At 67.0% G+C, this 17,274-nt stretch carries 15 protein-coding genes; 3 read left to right on the forward strand and 12 right to left on the reverse strand.

From position 1 onward, the window contains the following. Positions 1-39 precede the first annotated feature (39 nt). The 9 genes from ACFCYE_RS00970 to ACFCYE_RS01010 form a co-directional block, all read right to left on the reverse strand. A complete protein-coding gene (locus ACFCYE_RS00970; RefSeq protein WP_376175676.1) occupies positions 40-2,859 on the reverse strand; it encodes a glycoside hydrolase family 127 protein in 2,820 nt (939 codons plus the stop codon). Next, entirely contained in the window at positions 2,829-4,271 is a 1,443-nt protein-coding gene (locus tag ACFCYE_RS00975) for an aminopeptidase P family protein (RefSeq protein ID WP_376175677.1), read from the reverse strand. Before ACFCYE_RS00975 ends, ACFCYE_RS00970 begins: the two co-directional genes overlap by 31 nt. Next, positions 4,268-5,548 carry an alpha/beta fold hydrolase gene (locus ACFCYE_RS00980; RefSeq protein ID WP_376175678.1) on the reverse strand — a complete coding sequence of 427 codons (1,281 nt, stop codon included), beginning with the start codon at positions 5,546-5,548 and terminating at the stop codon, positions 4,268-4,270. Before ACFCYE_RS00980 ends, ACFCYE_RS00975 begins: the two co-directional genes overlap by 4 nt. Then, a complete protein-coding gene (locus ACFCYE_RS00985) occupies positions 5,545-6,405 on the reverse strand; it encodes an ATP-binding cassette domain-containing protein (RefSeq protein ID WP_376175679.1) in 861 nt (286 codons plus the stop codon). Before ACFCYE_RS00985 ends, ACFCYE_RS00980 begins: the two co-directional genes overlap by 4 nt. After that, positions 6,402-7,280 (reverse strand): ABC transporter ATP-binding protein, encoded by an 879-nt coding sequence (locus ACFCYE_RS00990; RefSeq protein WP_376175680.1) that lies wholly within the window; start codon positions 7,278-7,280, stop codon positions 6,402-6,404. The genes ACFCYE_RS00985 and ACFCYE_RS00990 overlap by 4 nt, the downstream gene beginning before the upstream one ends. Then, a complete protein-coding gene (locus tag ACFCYE_RS00995; protein ID WP_376175681.1) occupies positions 7,277-8,275 on the reverse strand; it encodes an ABC transporter permease in 999 nt (332 codons plus the stop codon). Before ACFCYE_RS00995 ends, ACFCYE_RS00990 begins: the two co-directional genes overlap by 4 nt. After that, on the reverse strand, positions 8,272-9,246 hold the full coding sequence (locus ACFCYE_RS01000) for an ABC transporter permease (RefSeq protein WP_376175682.1): 975 nt from the start codon (positions 9,244-9,246) through the stop codon (positions 8,272-8,274). The genes ACFCYE_RS00995 and ACFCYE_RS01000 overlap by 4 nt, the downstream gene beginning before the upstream one ends. A gap of 2 nt (positions 9,247-9,248) precedes the next feature. Beyond that, positions 9,249-10,952 carry an ABC transporter substrate-binding protein gene (locus tag ACFCYE_RS01005; RefSeq protein ID WP_376175683.1) on the reverse strand — a complete coding sequence of 568 codons (1,704 nt, stop codon included), beginning with the start codon at positions 10,950-10,952 and terminating at the stop codon, positions 9,249-9,251. A gap of 104 nt (positions 10,953-11,056) precedes the next feature. Further along, a complete protein-coding gene (locus ACFCYE_RS01010) occupies positions 11,057-11,266 on the reverse strand; it encodes a hypothetical protein (protein WP_376175684.1) in 210 nt (69 codons plus the stop codon). Positions 11,267-11,369: 103 nt separating this feature from the next. Between ACFCYE_RS01010 and ACFCYE_RS01015 the strand changes: the two genes are divergently transcribed. Together ACFCYE_RS01015 and ACFCYE_RS01020 are read left to right on the forward strand one after the other, a co-directional pair. Next, a complete protein-coding gene (locus tag ACFCYE_RS01015; RefSeq protein WP_376175685.1) occupies positions 11,370-12,437 on the forward strand; it encodes a hypothetical protein in 1,068 nt (355 codons plus the stop codon). A 116-nt stretch (positions 12,438-12,553) separates the two neighbouring features. Next, complete coding sequence (locus ACFCYE_RS01020) at positions 12,554-13,075, forward strand: single-stranded DNA-binding protein (RefSeq protein ID WP_376175686.1); 522 nt, start codon at positions 12,554-12,556, stop codon at positions 13,073-13,075. A 23-nt stretch (positions 13,076-13,098) separates the two neighbouring features. Here the strand turns inward: ACFCYE_RS01020 and ACFCYE_RS01025 are convergent, their stop codons facing one another. From ACFCYE_RS01025 to ACFCYE_RS01035, 3 genes are all read right to left on the reverse strand, one after another. Next, complete coding sequence (locus ACFCYE_RS01025) at positions 13,099-13,413, reverse strand: hypothetical protein (protein ID WP_376175687.1); 315 nt, start codon at positions 13,411-13,413, stop codon at positions 13,099-13,101. A 79-nt stretch (positions 13,414-13,492) separates the two neighbouring features. Next, positions 13,493-13,987 carry an SDR family NAD(P)-dependent oxidoreductase gene (locus tag ACFCYE_RS01030; protein WP_376175688.1) on the reverse strand — a complete coding sequence of 165 codons (495 nt, stop codon included), beginning with the start codon at positions 13,985-13,987 and terminating at the stop codon, positions 13,493-13,495. A gap of 103 nt (positions 13,988-14,090) precedes the next feature. Beyond that, positions 14,091-14,450, reverse strand: coding sequence for a hypothetical protein (locus ACFCYE_RS01035; RefSeq protein WP_376175689.1), 360 nt, complete (start codon positions 14,448-14,450; stop codon positions 14,091-14,093). A 694-nt stretch (positions 14,451-15,144) separates the two neighbouring features. On the opposite strand from ACFCYE_RS01035, the gene ACFCYE_RS01040 reads away from it, so the two are divergent. Continuing rightward, positions 15,145-17,274 carry an McrB family protein gene (locus tag ACFCYE_RS01040; protein WP_376175690.1) on the forward strand — a complete coding sequence of 710 codons (2,130 nt, stop codon included), beginning with the start codon at positions 15,145-15,147 and terminating at the stop codon, positions 17,272-17,274.

Consider the following 17,274-nt stretch of genomic DNA (forward strand, 5'->3'; position numbering starts at 1 on the left):
GGCGGTAAGTACAATTGCAATGTTAGTAGACGGAGAGACTCATGTCCATGGTTCGATGAGGCCGGTTTCCGACGCCTCCTCGCGTGCCGGCAGGACCAGCCGCCTGCGGGGCTCCTCATTGCCTGCGCGGTCGGTGGCTGCGAACTCGATGATCTGTTCGTGCTCCGACAGCGCGCGGACGAACGATTCCTGGAACGTCGCCCAGAACGTCCCTGGCCCCTCCCATTGGATGCGCTCCACACCCGACACCTCGTCGTCGGCGGCGAGGGTGATCTCGACGCTCGCGCCGAGCCGGCGCACGGTCGCGCGGGACGTCGGTGCGCTCACATCGACGGCGAACTCGCGAGAGGCATGGGCGGTGGCACCATCGGCATCGGTCACGCGCACGGCGACGCGATGATGCCCCTCGCCCGGCAGCGCGACGGGTCCGTCGTACGGCGCCCACCCATCCTCGCCGATGGCCAGCTCGATCCGCAGATCGCCGGAGCTGCCGAGATCCTCAGCGACGACCCGCACGACCGGGAGCGTCGTGAACCAGCCGGATGGCGAGGCGGGAGCGTCGGTGAGGATCTCGATCGAGGGCAGCGTGCGCGCCGCGGCGAGCGGCGCGGGCACCTCCCAGCGGATGCTCCGGATGCCGTCGTCGATGCGCTCCGACCAGGTCAGCGCCGCGGCATCCGTCTCTACGGCGTCGGCGACGGCTGGAGTCATGGTGCCATCGACGTCGGCCGCGGCCGCAGCGGCGAGGACCCGCACGAGTTCACCCTGTGCGAGCAGGCCGTCTCGGCGGGCGTCGGCGGCGGCCGCAGCCACGCGGTCGAGGAACGCCGCGCGCGATGCCGGCACCGGTTGCCGCCAGACGTCGTCCAGGAAAGAACCGCCGTCCTGCCGCGACCGCACCGGCACGTCGGTCTCGGCTCCGACGAAGCCGATCACCGGGGCCGCCGCGCGGACGTACAGGTGGTAGCGCTCGTCGCCGCCGGTCCACACCGGCGCGAAACGGAAGCCGTCGATGCGCACCGCACCGTCGGCGCGCAGGGCCTCTCCTATCGCGCGCGCATCGACCGCGGCATCCGCGGCGATCGAGCCGTCGACGCGACGCCGGTTCGCCAGCCCGAGGTCGAGCGTCGTCGTCGCGTCCGAGCGGGCGACGAGGACGGACGGCCCGAATTCGATCGAGTGCAGTGTCGCGTCGTCGGGTGTCGGAAGCGCGCGCAGGGCCATCGGCGCCTCGATGCGCAACGTCTCGCCCGACCGCCACGGGCGGCGCACGACGAGATAGCCGCCCTCTTCGACGGCATCCACCGGCTCCTCGCCGATGCGGAGCGTGACCTCTCCGACCACCCACTCCGGCATCCGCACCCGAACGGTGAGGGGCGTCCCGTCGACGAAGCCGCCGGCGTCGTCGATGCGTACCTCGACGGTTCCGGCGAAGGGCAGCTCGGTCCGCAGGTGGACGGTCGCGCTCTGCTCGCGCCATTCCAGCGTGGACGGGATGAAGAGGTTGATCCAGAGCTCGGCGTCGTCCCCCGCGAAGAAGACGGTGTCCTGATACTTGACGTGGTTCTCGAGTCCGGTGCCGCCGCAGCAGGTGCCGATGTTGTCGTACTCGGCGACGGCGCCGGGGTGCACGGGGAACATGTAGGTGACTTCGGGGCTGTCGTCCGAGTCCACCGTCCGCCGGGAGCCGAGGATGTGGTTGTGCACGGCGCGCTCGTAGTACGCCATGAAGCGCGGATCGCGCGTGTGCGCGAAGAGCAGCCGTGCGAGCTTGAGCAGGTTGTAAGTGGCGCAGGTCTCGGCGTTGCGGTGGCCGATGTCGCCGGCGACCGCGCCGGGCGGACCCCACAGCTCGCTCTCCCCCGTGCCGCCGTGCGCGTACATGCGCCCCGGCACGATCTGGTCCCACAGTCCGAGCACGGCGTCCAGATAGCGACGGTCGCCGGTGAGCTCGTACTCGTGCACGTAGCCGATCAGCTGCGGCAGGTGCTGGTTGGCGTGCATATCGGTGAGGATGTCGCGGCGCTCTGCACCGGCCTCGATCAGGTCGTCCTGGGCGAACAGGCGCGCGACCTCGAGGAACAACGGCTCGTCGGCGACCGCGCTCAGCCGCGCCATCGTCTCGTTCATGCCGCCGTACTCACCGGCGATGTAGAGCGACCACATCCGCTGGATGCGGTCGTGATCGAGCCGAGTCAACCGGTGTGCGACCCAGTGCCCCATGGCGACGGCGATCTCCAGCGCGTCGGCGCTGCCGGCCAGCTCGTGCGCGTCGATGAGCCCCGCCATGATCTTGTGCGTCGTGTAATAGGGAGCCCAGATCTCGCCGTACGGCGCGTAGTCCTCGAGCCGGACGAACTGCCATTCGCCGTAGGCCGCGAGGAAGCCGGGGTGCGAGTACCGACCGGTCGCGGCGAGCGTGCGCTGCACCTCGCCGAGACCCGCGACGACCTCGTCGATCTTCGCCAGCAGCGCGGCATCCTGTTCGCCCGCGTAGGCGAGCGAGAGCATCGAGAGGAAGTGCCCGGCGTAGTGCCCTCGGAGCAGGTTCGCCGTCTGCGCGTTCTCGCGACCCGGATAGTCGGCCTCGCCCCACGCCTGCTCGCTCGGGTGGCCGAAGTCCTCCCAGTTCCCGGGCGGCGTCGCCCCGCGGGTGTCGAGGCCGGCGTTCGCGCGGAAGACCGCCAGCAGGCGGTCCACCGGATACACCCGTGCCAGGTGCAGCATCCGATCGCGCGCCGGGGCGAACGCGCTGTCGTCGGCGATCCGCACGCGGTCGAGGTCGAAGGCGCGCAGCGCCGGTTCGACGCGGATGCCGGATGCCGCCGTCATCGCGCCGCCCACTGCTGCCGCGTCCACGCCTCGATGCCCGCCGCATCGATCGGGAGCGCGCCGGAGAGCACCTCGGAGCCGGTCTGCGTGACCAGCACGTCGTCCTCCAACCGCACGCCGATGCCGCGGAGCTCGGGCGGAAGGGTGAGGTCATGCGCGTGGAAGTAGAGTCCCGGTTCAACCGTCATGACGACACCGGGCTCGAGGTCGGCACCCATGTAGTCCTCGTAGTGCGCCTGGCTGCAGTCGTGAACGTCGAGCCCCAGGTGGTGGCCGATGCCGCACGCGAGGTAGCGGCGGTGCTGCTGACCCTGCGGCGACAGCGCCTCGTCGACCGACACCGGCAGCAGACCCCAGTCGTGCAGGCCCTGCGCCACGACCTGCATCGCGGCGAAGTGGAAGTCGAGGTACGCAGTGCCTGGGCGGATGCGGTCGAGGCCGGCGCGATGCGCGCGTTCGACGAGGTCGTGCACCTCGCGCTGCGCGGCCGAGAAGGTGCCCTGCGCCGGAACGGTCCGCGTCACGTCTGCGGTGTAGAGCGACCGCGCCTCCACGCCCATATCGAGCAGGAGCGCCTGGTCTGGGTGGACCGGGCCGTCGCAGCGCACCCAGTGCAGGATCGGCGCATGCGCGCCGGAGCCGACGATCGTGGAGTATCCGGGGCCGTTGCCGAACGTGCGCGCGTGCCGGTCGAACGTGCCCTGCAGCCAGCGCTCGCCCAGGTCGGCGGCAATGGCGTGCGGAATCTCGGCGGCGACCGCGGCGAAGCCCGAGACCGTGGCGTCGATGGCCTCGCGCAGCTGACCGATCTCCCACTCGTCCTTCACCATGCGCAGGGTCGAGAGCGTGCGCTCGAGGTCGGTCGACACGGTCGCGTCGTGCGCGGCCGCGAGGCCCGTGGCCGAGCGGGCGGCGAGCGCACCGCGCAACTCGCCGCCGCGCGCCTCGAGAGCGGCGAGCGGCTCGACGACGATCTGCAACGCCTCGGCCCACTCGGCGATGCCGGCCGATGGGCCGACCCACAGCTCACCGTGCAGCGCGTTGCTGAAGAAGCCGTCGTCGCCAGGGCGGAACGGCGGCGGCATGTAGAGCACCGGATCGTGTCCGCCAGGGCGAGCCCACATCACGAGCACGGCATCCTCGGTCTGGCATCCGGTCAGCCAGACGAAGCTGCTGTCCGCGCGGAACCCGTAGGATGCGTCGTCGTTGCGCACCGGTGCGACGCCGGCGCAGAGCACGAGCGTCTGGCCGGGGAAAGCCGCGCTCAGGCGCGTGCGGTGCGCTGCCGCAGCGTCCGCCGTCCCCTCCGGCAGGTCGGGGCGCGTGGGCACATCGTCCCAGCCCTGCGCGATGAATTCGCGGAAGGCGGGGACCTCCACGAGCCGCGGGTAGCGCGTTCCGGCGTAAGGCGGACGCCCTTGGATCGCCTGGTCGGTCATGCGCGTTCTCCTCCTCGGTTGCGAACGAGCTCCCTGAGCCGGGACAGGGTGCGGCCCGATCCGATCCCGTCGTGCTCGAATTCATTGGTTACCCAGTACTGCGCGTTGCCGACGCCCTTCAGCGTCTCCAGCTGCAGTCCGGCATCCACGTACATGTCATCGAAATAGACGACGGCGGCGAGGGGCACCTCGTTGCGGGCGAGCGCGTCGCGGTCGTACAGCGGCGACCAGTCGTCCTTCGCGGCGAGCGCGTCGACCGCGCGACGGAAGCCGCGCAGCAGCCGGACGTCGTCGAACATCCAGGGGAACGCCATCTCGCCCGTGAACAGCAGCGGCCGCCGGTTCTCGTCGAACTCCGGGCGGCGCTCGCGCTCGGCCTGCGCCGCCCACGCCGTCGGCCCGCTCGCCTGGTCGCCGTAGATGGACTCCTGGAGCGTCCAGAACAGCGGGTTGCCGGCACTCGACGAGAGCGCGAGAACGTCCTGCAGGAATCCGGCGGAGAGCCGGCCGTCGCTCGTGAACGCCTTCTCCACGAGCCAGTGCAGGCGCTCGAAGCCGGGCTTCATGCCGAAGTCGATCCCCAGCGCCTGGAAGCGCCGGATGGTGAGCACGTCGCCATCCGGCAGCAGAACGTCGCCCTCGGCGAGCCGGTCGGCGATGCGCGCGACGGCCGCCTCGTCCTCGGGGTAGCGGCGGTAGAACTCGGCCGTCTTGGTCGCGACGCGATCGAACGTGCGCCGGTAGACCTCTGCCGCCTTCGGCGGGATGCCGGGGACGCCGCCGCACACGTAGCTCGCCGCCAGCCCTTCGGGGGCGAACGAGAGGTAGGTGAACGTGATCCAGCCGCCGAAGCTCTGCGCCAGGGTGGTCCACCGGCGTCCGTCGTACAGCGACGTGCGCACGTGCTCGAGGTCGCGCACGATCGAGTCCGCGCGGAAGCACGCGAGGAAGTCTCCGCCGCCGTCGCCGCGGGCCTCGACCGTCACGGCATCCACCGGGGTGCTGAGCCCGGTGCCGCGCTGGTCGACGAGCACGACGCGGTAGTTGCGCAGTGCTTCGTCGATCCAGCCGTCGCGGGTCAGCGGACGGGGGTTCGCGCCACCCGGCCCCCCCTGCAGGAAGGCGAGCAGCGGACGGTCGGGGTCGTCGTGTTCCGGATCGACGAGTTCGCGTACGAACAGCTCGATCGTCTCAGCGTCTGGGGCGCTCCAGTCCAGCGGCACGGTCGTGCGCCGCTCACGGACCCGGATGCCGGGGAGCAGGTACTCGGTGGTCATGATGCTCTCTCCTCCGCGGTGCGCGCGGCATCCGCTTCCCTGCGACGACGATCCCAATCCGGGTTGATGCGCGGAACCGCCTTCAGCAGGGTCTTCGCGTATTCGTGCGTCGGGTTCTCGAACACGTCGTCCCGCGTGCCCGTCTCGACGATCCTGCCCTGCGACATCACTGCCACGCGGGTGGCGATCTGGCGGACGACGGCGAGGTCGTGGGCGATGAAGAGGTAGCCGAAGCCCTCGTCGGCCTGCAGGTCGCGGAGCAGGTTGATCACCTGCGCCTGCACCGAGACGTCCAGCGCCGAGACCGCCTCGTCGCAGATGACGAGCTTCGGGCCGACGGCGAGCGCCCTGGCGATGCCGATGCGCTGAGCCTGGCCGCCGGAGAACTGCGAGGGGTAGCGCTCGGAGTGCAGCGGGTTGAGCCCGACGCGTTCCATCAACTGGCGGGTGAAGGCACGTGCGCCCCCGGGGATCTTCCGCCCCTGGTACACCAGCGGCGCCGTGACGAGGCGCTCGACGGTGTGCTTGGGGTTCAGCGACGAATACGGGTCCTGGAAGATGACCTGCACGGCGCTGCGGAACTCCTTCAGCGCGGCGCCGCTCGTGCGGGTGACGTCGACGCCTTCGAACTCGACGGTTCCGCCCGTGACGTCCATGAGTCGGGCGACGAGGCGGGCGGTCGTCGACTTGCCGGAGCCGGATTCGCCGACGAGCGCCAGCGTCTCGCCGCTGCGCACCTCGAGGGAGACGTCGTCGACAGCGCGGAAGGCCTTCGCGCGTCCGAACGGGCCGGCGGATCCGGTCTTGAACTCCTTGACCAGATTCGTGCCGCGGAACAGCGGCGTCGCGGTGCTCACAGTGCGCTCCTCTCTACGGACGGGACGGCGATCTCGGTCGTGCGCAGCGTTCCGATCTCGTCGTCGATGCGCGGGACGGCGTCCAGTAGTCGTCGGGTGTACTCGGCCTGCGGGTCGCTGAAGACCTGCTCGACCGAGCCGCGCTCGACGGTCTCGCCCGCCCGCATCACGACGATGTCGTCCGTCACCTCGCTCACGACGGCGAGGTCGTGGGTGATGAGGATGAGCCCGGCGCCGGTGTCGGCGCGGATCTCGGCCAGCAGGTCGAGGATCTGCGCCTGGACCGTGACGTCGAGGGCGGTTGTCGGCTCGTCGGCGATGATCAGGTCGGGTTTCATGCTCAGCGCCATGGCGATCATGATGCGCTGCCGCATGCCGCCGGAGAACTGATGCGGGTAGTGGTCGACGCGTCGAGCGGCATCGCGGATGTGCACGCGCTCCATCGCCTCGATCGCCACGGCTCGCGCCTGCCGGCGCGACACCCCTGAGCGATGCGAGAGGTAGGCCTCCGCGATCTGCGTCCCCACCTTGTAGTACGGGTTCAGCGACGAGAGCGGATCCTGGAAGATCATCGCGATGCGATCCCCTCGGATGTCCCGCATCCTGCGCTCCGGCATCCCGAGCAGTTCGGCGCCGTCGTAGCGGACCGAGCCGCTGGCCGTGCCGCTCTTGGGCAGCAGGCCCATGATCGCGAGGCTCGTCATGGACTTGCCGGAGCCGGACTCGCCGACGATGCCCAGTGCTCCTCCGCGCGGCACGTCGAACTCGAGGTTCTTCACGACCTGCACCGGCCCCTGTGCAGTGGGGAACGAGACGGTGAGGTCCCTGACCGACAGCAGGGGTCCTGTCGTGGTGCCATCGGTGCTGATGCTCATGCCGATGCTCCTGTCCTGACGCGCGGATCAATGGCGGTGTAGAGCAGGTCGACGGCCATGTTGCCGACGATCACGAAGAAGGCCGACAGCAGCGTGACCGCCATGATGACGGGCTGGTCGTTCGCCGTGATGGAGTCGGCGGTCAGCTTGCCGACGCCGTTGAGGCCGAACACCTTCTCGGTGATAACGGCGCCGCCGAGGAGCCCCGCGATGTCCATGCCGAAGATCGTGACGATCGGCGTCAGTGCCGGGCGCAGCGCATGTCGACGCCAGACCAGGCTCGGCTGGAGCCCCTTCGCCCGAGCGGTGCGGACGAAGTTCTCCTGCAGGGTGTCGATGACGTTCGCCCTGGTCAGTCGCGTATAGACCGCCGCGTACCCGACGGCGAGCACGATCCACGGCATGAGGAAGTTGAGGAACCATTGCACGGGGTCGTCGCTGAACCTGACGACCTGCGGGAACGGCAGCCAGCCGAGGGCGACGACGAGGATGAACTGCAGTGCGAGCGCGAGCACGTAGTTCGGGATCGACATCGCGCCGAGCGTGAGGCCGGCGAAGAACCGGTCGAGGAACTTGCCCTCCTTCACCGCGCTGAGCACACCGGAGACCACGCCGCCGATGAGCCACAGCACGGCGGCGCCGAGCGCGATCGTGATCGAGACGGGCAGGCGCTGCACGATCATGTCGCTGACCATCTGACTGGTCTGGAACGAGTACCCGAGGCAGGGAGCAGCGCACTCGACCGGGCTTCCGGCAACCATGAACGTGCGTCCGGTGAACAGCCCCGTGACGTAATTCCAGAACTGCGTCCAGAACGGCAGGTCGAGACCGAGGTTGACGCGGATCTGCTCGATCTGCTCCGGCGTGCAGTTCTTGCCGCAGATCTGGACGGCAGGATCCGCCGACAGAAGGAAGAAGATCGCGTACGTGAACAGGGTCACGAGGAACAGCACGACGAGCATGCCGAGAACGCGCGAGAGTGCGATGCGGATCATGAACGGGCCTCCCCGCTGGCGATGATCACGCGGATGCGGTCGCCGAGGGTGGTGAACGAGAGGACGAGCAGGAACAGGAAGGCACCCGGGATCACGAAGTACATCGGATCGACGGCGTACCAGGGTGTGGCCGCTGCGATCATCTGCCCCCAGCTCGGTGTGGGCGGCACGACGCCGACACCGAGGAACGACAGCCCCGCTTCCGTGCCGACGTAGCCCGGGACGGCGAGGGTCGCCATCACGATGATGGTGGACTGCAGGTTCGGCAGGATCTCGCGGAAGATGATGCGGACGCCGCTCGCGCCTGAGGCCTTGGCCGCCTCGACGAATTCGCGTTCCTTGAGGGAGAGCGTCTGCGACCGGACGATGCGGGCAAGATACGGCCAGCCGAACAGCGAGATGACGACGACGAGCAGGAAGACGCGGTTGTCGGCCGGGAGGGCGGACAGGATCGCGATCATGAAGATCAGCGCGGGGAACGCCATGAGGAATTCCATGACCCGCGAGATGACGGCGTCGACGACGCCGCCGAAGTACCCGGCGAGCATGCCGAGGACAACGCCGATGATCGTGGTGAGAAGCGTCGCGGAGAGCGCGACCGTCATCGACACCCGCGCGCCGTAGACGATGCGCGCGAAGATGTCGCGACCGCTTCCCGGCTCTACGCCGAACCAGTGCTCGGCACTGATCCCGCCGAGCGGGCCGATCGGAATCGCACCCATGTTCGGGTCGATGGCCGACTGGTCGAAATCGTATGGGCCCCACCCGCTCAGCATGGTCAGCAACGGGGCGAAGATCGCCATGAGGATGATCAGCAGGATGTACGCGCTGGAGAGCACGGCTCCCACGTCACGGAGGAACGCCCGCAGGAGCCGCCGGCCAGAGGCCGGGGGTGACTCCAGCGTCTCTTCGAGCGCTGGGTCACCTCCCGGCGTGGCTTCGGCCTCGAGCGATGTCGGGCTGAAGGTCATGCTCAGCCCTTCGCGGGATCCTTGAGACCGATGATCGTCAGATCGGTCATGCTGGTGCTCGGGTTGTAGCCGGCGATGTTCTCACCGGGCAGGAAGATCGCCTTGCCGAAGACGAGCGGTGCCGTCGGCGAGAGTCCCATGATCTCCTTGTCGAGGTCGCCCCATGCGGACACGGCCTCGTCGGCCGGCATGGCACCGATCTCGTCGATGCGCGCGTTGATCGTCGGGTCGTTGATCTGGGCGAGGTTGGAGTTGCCCTTCTCGGTGATGTTCCGACCGTCGAACAGCGGCGGGATGATCGTGCTGGCGCTGGACGCCCAGTCCGGGCACCATCCTGTGATCGCGGCATCGTGCTGCTGAGCCGGCGTGCCGATGGTCTCGTAGTAGATCGAGGTGTCGATCACGTTGAGGTTCACCGTGACACCGATCTTCTTCAGCGCCTCCTGGATGGACTCGGCCTGCGCCTGCATGAGCGGCTGCGAGCGGATGTCGAGGGTGAACTCGAATCCGTCCTCCAGGCCCGCTTCGGCAAGCAGCTCCTTCGCCTTCTCAGGGTCGCCCTTGTCGCCCTCCGTCTCCCAGAGGTTGAAATCCTGGTGGCTGCTCACGGTCGGCGGGATCATCATGTACGCCGGGTCGGCGAGCTGCGTGCCGCCGCTGGCGTTGACCAGGGCAGAGCGGTCGATGGCCCAGTTGATCGCGTCGCGCACCTTGACGTCGGCGAACGGCGCCTTCGTGGTGTTCATCCCCATGTAGGTGGTGCAGTAGGCGTCGGCCGTGATCGCGCGCTCCTGGAGCTCCGGCGTCTGGATGCGGGGCAGGCTCGCGGCGCCGAGGGTGCCGGAGATCGCGTTCTGGTCGTCGCCCTGGCCGGCGATCATGCGCTCGTCGATCGTGGCGCTGTCGATGCCGATCTCGAACTCCCACTCGTCCGGGTACGCCTTGCGCACCTCGTCGGTGGACTCGTCCCAGTACTCGTTGCGCTCGAGGCGGATCAGACTGCCGGGCGTGTACTCGGCGAGCGTGTACGGGCCGGAGGCGATGACGTCCTTGATGAACTCGTCGCCAGCACCGGAGCCCTCGGGGAAGGGGACGGCGTTGGGCTGTGCCAGCACGCTGTCGAACTCGGGGAACGGCTTCTTCAGGTGGAAGACGATCGTCTTGTCATCGGGGGTCTCGATCGTCGGCAGGTCGCCGGACACGTAGGGGCCCTGATATCCCTCGGGTGCGTCGATGGTGTTCCGCAGGTAGGGGGAACCGATGCCGACCTGGGGGTCCCAGGTGCGCGAGATGCCGAACTTCATCTCGGTCGACGTGATCGGGGTGCCGTCGTCGAAGAAGATGTCGTCCTTGAGCGTGTAAGTCCACGTCAGGCCGTCGTCGGAGACTTCGCCGAGCGATTCGGCGAGGTCGGGAACGATCTCGTTGGGGTCTTCGGCATCTCCGGCGGTCACCATGGTGAGGCCGCGGTAGATGAGCCGGTAGAACGCGTTGACGCCGCCGTCGAAGCCGCGGGACGGATCGAGGTACGAGAAGTCGGCGTTCTGCAGCATGTGGACGGTGCCACCCGTCTGCGCCTCACCGGAGCCGGATCCCTGGGAACCCTGGCCTGCTTCGCCTCCGCCGGCAGAGCAGCCGGCGAGGAGAAGGACGGATGCGGTCGTGGCTGCGATGAGCCCCACGAGCCTCTTCTTCTTGGTGGTCACAGGACCTGACCTTTCTGTCGGTAGCGCCTTTGCGTACGGTTCCAATGGAACAGCATGACAGTGCAATGTACAACTGTACCGTCATGAAAAGTTCTACCGGAGATTCATCCGAGGACGGGATCTCGTAACGAGATCGTCACATCACGGTCGTCGAGTTCCGCGGAAATCCGCGGGTGTCGGGCGTCAGCCGAACTCGCCCTGGAGCTTGACCCCCCCCTGACGTCGTAGTCGTTCACGCTGGTCAGACGACGCGGCTGCCAGTGCTCGGTGATCGCGGCGAGGGCGGTGTCGATGTTGCGGGCGTCGGTGATCACGGTTCGAGAGTATTCGGGTTCGATGTCGGGCCGACAATGCGCGTTGGGCGCTCTGATCGCTTCGGCGCTACTCAACGTCGGTTGCGTCTGATAGTCAGGCTGCATGAGCACCCCACCCATGCCATCCATACTCATCCGCACCACCTCGTGGTTCGTTCTCGCCGCAGCCGGGAATGTGGCAATCATTGGGATCATATTCATCCTCAACACCACCCCGATAAGCGTCCCGGCGTCAGCATCGTTGGAGGTCGTAGCCTCGTTCGCGCTGCCGATGTATTCGCCGGAGCTTTTGATCTTCACGTCAATTCCAGGGCTCCTTAGCGCCCTGCGGGTGAACGGGGCCAGCGACTCGGAGAGAGACGAGGCCGTCCGACTGATCGCATGGGCCGTGCGGGTCGCGCTCACATTCGTGCTGGCGTTCGCAGTGGTGGTCGTCGTGGCGGCTCCTGATCAGCTTGCGACTGTGCTCTTCGCAGCGCTTCTCGGGTTCATAACGTTCGTCCTCGCGGAGCGTCTCGACCCACCAATTCCGGCACCAATTGAGCAGCGATATCTGAAGGCGGACCAAGATCTCGCAGTGCGGGAGATCTGGGCGAACGAGGCGCTGGGGCAGCGATGGCATCAGAACACAACTCGCTGGCCCTGGCTGATCGTCGCCGCGTTCATCATCGCCCCCGTCATACTGCAGACAGCGCTCGGCGTCGCCATCGGCAGCATGCTGTGGGGAGCCGACTTCGGCCTCTCCGCCAAATGGGCGGTTGTACCGGCTGTGACGGCGTACGGCTCGATCATCCTGACGTTTGCGTGGCTGTCAACTGCAGACAAAGCCGATTCGCCCCAAGCACGTGCGTGGCGCGGCCGCGCGTTCAGCGTCCTAGCGGTGCTGACTAGTGTCGCGTTCGCGTCAGCGTTCCTGTTCAGCGGTACCGACAGCGTTCTCGTTGGCGTGTTGATTCTGGGAATTACCGCTCTGCAATCAGCGGCCTTGTGGGCCCCAGTGGATTGGAAAGGCCGGCAGATGCTCTCCCGCGTCGCGGCCACGATCACGTCTCGACATCTTGAGCGCACTACTCGCGCCTACGCTCCTATTTACCTCGCATGGGACGAACACAGCGGGGAAGCCGAAGTGTCACCCACTTGGATTCGACGCCTGTTCCACGGCCGCGCCTGAGCCCCGGTGGCCAAGCACCTGACCTTGATGTCGGCGCGACGGCGTACGCTGAGCTCACCTCACCGACGAGGCAGTCTCGACCCGAGATGAAGAGCATACGGAACCGGAGCGAAGACATGAACGAGACCATCATCACCGTCGTGGGGAACCTGACTGCCGAGCCAGAACTGCGCCAGACGCAGGGCGGGGTCGCGGTCGCCAGCTTCACGATCGCCAGCACGCCGCGCAGCTTCGACCGGCAGGCGAACGAGTGGAAGGACGGCGACGCCCTCTTCATGCGCTGCTCCGCCTGGCGGGATCTTGCGACCAACATCGCCGGCAGCCTCACCAAGGGTATGCGCGTGATCGCCAGCGGGCGGCTGCAGCAGCGCGAGTATCAGGACCGCGAGGGTAATAACCGCGTCAGCATGGAGCTGCAGATCGATGAGATCGGTCCGTCGTTGCGGTACGCGACCGCGCAGGTGACGCGCGGGGAGCGGTCGCCGGGCGGTTCGGGTGGGCAGTTCGGGGGCGGGCAGGAGCGGGATGCTGCGGTGGCGGCTCCTGCTGGGGCCGGCGGTGGATCGGGCACGACGGACGGATGGGCTGCACCCGGGCAGAGCTGGGCCGCGAGCGGGGTGGATGAGACGCCGTTCTGAGTCCTGATGGCAGAGGGGCCACGCTAGCTTCGGCTCGTCGCGTTCACCAGGCGTTCGGCCAGTTCATGCAGCCGGTCCGCGTCCTCACGATTCGTCAACTCCTTGGGCACTGGACGCTCGCGCGGCGCCCCGGACATCCCGAACATCTCGGAGGGCGCGAAATACTGGCCGGGCACTGCGTCGGACGCGAGCGCGGCGATCGCCGTCGCAGCCGCCTGTCGGGGCGTGGTGCCGACGCGTTCAATGAGGCGACTCGGGGCGCCGGACGCCTTCTTCCTAGCATCCGCCGCGATACCCGTTCCCGGGACGACTCCCGGGTGGAACAACTGCACGTTCACGCCCAAATGCCGGCGATGCTGGACTGCGCGAGCGCGTAGGCGTAGACCCCCAGAGCCCGTTTCGAAGCCGCGTAGGCACTCAGCGGGTGGTGCCGACGCTCGGACTGCAGATCGTCCAGACGCCCGCGCGGCGCGGCGAGACTGAGCTGCACGGCGATGCGCGCACGCCTGCGCCGGAGCAGGGGCAGGAGCTGTTGCGTGAGGGCGTAGTGGCCCAAGAAGTTCGTCTGGAAGTGCAGCTCGAGACCTGCTCGGTGAGGTGCCGCTCAGGGTCGCCGAGCAGCACGATGCCCGCGTTGAGCACATACAGATCGATTGCCTCGCCCTCGGCGAGCAGCTGAGCCGCGAGCGCCGTCACGGTCTCCGGCCGCGCGAGATCGAGAACGCGGACGTCGATCTCAGCGTCCGGAACCGATGCCCGGATGCTGCCGGCTGCGGTGTTTCCGCGGAGCCTGTTGCGCACGGGAAGAACGAGCGCCGCGCCTTCCTCCGCCAGGCAGCGCGCGATCTCAAGGCTCACCCCGTTGCTGGCGCCTGTCACGAGCGCGCGTTTGCCCGTCCACCGACCTGACATCACAACTCCGATTCGCGCAGAAGAACCTCTCAGTGATTCAGAGGCGCGGGGCGTCATGTTGATGCATCGGTCACCGCGCAATCCACCGACGGAGCACCGGCGGTCAGCAGTAGTCGCACACTCCGTTGGGAGGCAGAACCATGCCGCAGCCAGGAGTTGGACAGATGTGTCGCTCGGCTTCTTCGCGTCGTGGCTGATGAGAATTTCCGTCGCCATCGAGCACCTTGTTGTAGGGGAACGCTATGCCCTCCTGGGTGCCGTCGTCGTTGCGGAACCACACGAAGCCCTTGTTCACCCATGCGGAGGGGCGCGAGTCGCCGCGCGCGATCAGCGAGATGTACGTGCGGCTCGGGGGAAGGTAGAAGGACGTGAAGTCGCGACCGGCGACGAAGGCACGGGCCGCCGCGATGTTGTCGACCGGTTGCCGAAACTCGTTCAGTGCGGCTTCGAACGAGTCGAACACCAGCCGGCCCTCCGGCGCCTAAAGGTCCTCGATCGTGTAGCCAAGCTCATCGAGCCACTTCGCGGCGCCGGTCTTGCCACCGGGGAAGTCGTCGCTGATGAGACGCACGCCGTGCTCACGCTCATATGCCGCCGCGAAGATAGCCTTCGAGTCGTAGTTCCCGCCCTCTGTGATGAGGAAGTACTCCTCACCTCGCCGAATCCGTACTTATCGAGGAAGACCAAGCGGCCGATCCGGTCGAACTCTCCGAGCGCGTCTTCCACTGCTTGGCGACTGGTGAGCCTCACGAGGGATGCCATCATCGGATGCTACCGGTGCCGTCGAGGGCTCCATCTCGGCGGCGGTGTCCGCGTCTCCATCAAAGGGTGCCGTGGCCGAGCCGAGATCCCTGGGAGCACAAGACGCGCACCGCGATGAGGCCTAGGAGACAACGATGCACCCCAAGCGGGCCGCCGAACAGGCCGAGCAGTCGGCAGAGCGTTCGAGGCACGACGATCTCGGATCGCTGCTTGCCGTCAATACCGCGCTCTACGCTCTCTTGCTGAGCATCCGGCTTGTCGTCTTCGCCCCATTCAAGCCCTGCTCCTCCGCACCCGCAAGTTGCTCAACCGAATATATTTAGCAATACGCGCGGTCTCGTGGCGAAGCGGCGGCGCCCGCGCTCCCGCCTTCGACGACGAACTCCAGGAGCACCGTGGAAAAGGAACTCAAGACCGCCGAACGAATCCGCGCGGCACTGGAAACGCTGAGCGAGCGCACGGAGCCCGGCGAGTCTCTGCCCATCGGCGAGATCTGGCGAGCCTCACTTGAGGAGGTTCCTCTCACTGAGTTTGAGTCGGAGCTCAACACCCGGAACCTGCCTCGCGGACAGACAAACTGGCGCTTCGCGAGTTCGGAGTTCATCGCCCCGGGGTGGTTGCAGAAGAACCCGTCGGGGATCGGGGAATGGGCGATCACAGCGGAGGGCGTGGCTGCTCTCGCTACTCACCCTGGCCCGGAGCTCTTCGCGGAGGCTCAGCGCATCACCTCACTTGAGCGCGTGCGCCGCCGCGAGGAATCGGCGAAGGCACTACGTGAGAACTGGCTCCCGATCGGCGGCGCGCAACAAAAGCTGTTGGCTGCGGCAGATGTCATCGTCCAGGAAGGCTTCCGCAAGGGGCTTTCTGCTTTCGCTCCCGGACGTGAGGTATGGAGCGCGACCAACATTCGTGAAGTTCATGGACTTTGGACTTCATCAGCCCGCACGGAAGGCCACGGGTTCATCGGGAACCTCGCTCTGCAATTCGCCGAAGCAACAGACGGGCAACGCCTGCTGATGGCCGAGGTAATCGCGCTCCAGGTCCTTCCAATCGGATGGATCATTGGCCACGCAAAGAAGCGCGAGCGGGTGCAGTCCATGCTCGATCTGATGACACATCCCGTCGAGATCCCCCTGATATTTGACGAAGCATTCGGCGGTGGAGCCTTCAACCCCGGCCAGGGAATGCAAACCCACATCAATCACGCGATCACCGTCATACTTGACGTCCTGCTCGCGTGGTCAGGCCTCGAGGAAGACGAACAGCAGGCTGCGCTCGACGATCCGTTGAAGTGGCGCGAGTTGGTGATGGGTTCGGACAACGGCTTTCCAACCCAGCGCTATGCGCTGCTCTATCTCGTGCATCCCGGCTTCTTTGGACCGATCGTGGCTCCGGATCACCGCCAGCGCATCCGCGAGACATTCATCGGCGAGATCGGCGGCGAGTTCTCCGACGACGCCGACGCAGATCTCCAGCGCATCCAGCTTGCGCTCCAGGCGAAGGCCGGGAAGCCGGTGAACGTGTACGACGAACCGTTGCGCAGCCGGTGGCATCCGGATACCGCTCAACCGGTCGACTACGATTCGAAGAGGGAGAAATCCGAGGAGCCGGCATCAGCCGACCCCCGCGGATTCGTGCCTTCGGACATCAACAGCGCCGAGCTGGCGGCGGCGACCCAGCTGGATAAGTCCTGGCTCTCGAAAGTGACCAGCGCTCTCCATCGTCGGGGCCAGGTGATCCTCTACGGCCCTCCCGGCACGGGCAAGACTTTCGTCGCTCGCGCGCTAGCGGACGAACTCCGCCGCCCGGGGACAGCTGTGAAACGCATCCAGTTCCATCCCTCCTACACTTACGAGGACTTCTTCGCTGGGTACCGACCCGTCACCGATCAGGCCGGGCAGCTATCGTTCTCGCTCACGCGGGGCCCGCTCCGAGAGATCGCTGACGAGGCTCGAAAGAACCCAGATGTGCCACATGTGCTGATGATCGACGAGATCAACCGGGCCAATCTCAGCAAAGTTTTCGGCGAACTATATTACCTCCTCGAGTACCGCGACGACCCTATCGACGTGCTCTATGCGGGTTCGGGGGACGACGGCGGAAAGTCGTTTACCCTTCCGGCGAACGTGCTGATCATCGGCACCATGAACACCGCGGACCGATCCATCGCGCTCTTGAACTCGGCCATGCGACGCCGATTCTCGTTCTTCGAGCTTCACCCGGACGTAGAACCGGTGAAGGGTATTCTCAAGCGCTGGGCCTCCAAGCACCCACAGTCTCTTCCGATCAGCGAGCTGTTCGAGCGCCTAAACGAAAGTATCCGCAATCGCGAGGATCGTATCGGCCCCAGCCACCTCCTTCGCACGGATGACCTGACCGAGCACGATCTTCGGGCGGTATGGGAGGAGAGCATTCTGCCGCTGCTTGAAGAGCGACACATCGGCACCGGCGTCGACGTGAATGTGAAGTATGGCCTGGACGCTCTCCTCTCGACGCTCGACCCCGATCGCGCTGAATCAGCATAG

This window comes from Microbacterium sp. NPDC056234 (assembly GCF_042267585.1).
Taxonomy (GTDB): domain Bacteria; phylum Actinomycetota; class Actinomycetes; order Actinomycetales; family Microbacteriaceae; genus Microbacterium.